The 1,527-nt window shown below is 42.0% G+C and carries 1 protein-coding gene; it reads left to right on the forward strand.

Features of this window, described 5'->3' with window-relative positions:
- A partial coding sequence (locus ACESM0_RS13330) for a hypothetical protein (protein ID WP_372906696.1) occupies nucleotides 1-953 on the forward strand: 953 nt, incomplete at its 5' end.
- Between the last annotated feature and the right edge of the window lie 574 nt (nucleotides 954-1,527).

The raw sequence follows: 1,527 nt of genomic DNA on the forward strand, positions 1-1,527 counted from the left end.
ATTTGAGAACGAAGATGGAGTTATATCCAGGTCGTTCAGATAGTCTGGGTGTGTTTTTATACGTAAATGGCCGACATGCCGATCGGAACCGACTTGCCGCGCGTGTGGCCAAGGCCATGGGCGTCTCAAGGAGTTCGAGTGAAGATGCAATTGTAGAAGAGTGCACGGATGCGTCCGGTAGCCACAGGTATAGTGCTGTATGGCGCAAAACCGGAGATGATGTACTTATTCGTAAGGGTTTGTCGACCGAAGATTTTGGTGCCGAATGGTCATATTTGCGAGAACATCAGTACTACACAGATGACTTTGAGGCTTATACTGAAGACGGTGAATTGAGATGGGACGGGATTTTTAGAAAAGGAACCGGTGGAAATGCTATGTGGCGAAATTTTACCAGAGATGAATTCAACGAAAAGTGGCAAGAACAAAGTGACTTGGGCTATCGCTTGGTAGATGTAGAGACATATATGGTAAATGGAGAACGACGATGGGCCGGCCTTTTTCGACCTGGTTCAGGTCCGTATGCACTTTTTCGGTACTACAATACCGAAGACTTTGCAGATAAACGAGAAGAGATGGCAGAGGATGGATTAAAACTTATCGATATTGAAGCCTTTACACATAACGGTAATTTGCGCTGGGCTGGTGTGTGGATTGAAGGTGAAGATGGACTTCTGAACCGAAATTATACCCAGAGTGATTTTGGTGATTTGCGCAACCAGCGAAGATCTGACGGTTATAAATTGATAGATATTGAGCGCTATAACACGAACAGTGGAGTGAGGTGGGCTGGTATTTGGGAAAGTTCAGATACAGATGAACGCCTGAATCGAAATTACAGATATTGTGGTGAAAAAGATGATGATGGCAATTGGGACCCTTTAGGAATTACTAATCGGCACAATCAGTGGCGTGCAAACGGATTTGAGCTCATTGATTGGGAGCGGAATTAAAAATCTGACATATCAGGCCATTTTCTGGAAAAATATATTGGTTTGATTAGATATAGGTTGGTCTTGATGACGCCTGTAATGTTAGGTAAGCCCGAAACCTTCATACATCTTGTAATCTAATCAAAAATTTCTCAAACTCAACGCTGGACTACTGCATATTTGAGGTTAACTAACAAACGAAGCATTTAACCGAATAAAAAAAGCGTGAGCAAGTGGAAACGCACGTCCGGCTCCTGTAGGAGCGCTATGGATATATCTCACCGTTATGCTTGTTTCAGCTTTATGTAAAAGGCCGAATTCTAAAGTAATAGATCAACATTATTTGGGATTGATGATTATTACTACCGGTTGTGAAACAAATTAAATCTTCAAATAAAGAAAATTCACGTTTTAACAGATGCCAAAATCACCCTCCCTAAAATCACTTCTCAAAGACCTTGACCGGGATGACCTTCAAAATGTGATCGCAGAATTGTGTAAGCTCAACCCGAAGAACCGACAGTTTTTGGAGCTTCACATTCTGAGTTCAAATGAAGCAAATGTAGAGTCGATTACACAAGAAGCAAAGAAGAAG

Origin of the sequence: Rhodohalobacter sp. (genome assembly GCF_041686455.1) — a bacterium.
In the GTDB taxonomy this organism is placed as follows: domain Bacteria; phylum Bacteroidota; class Rhodothermia; order Balneolales; family Balneolaceae; genus Rhodohalobacter.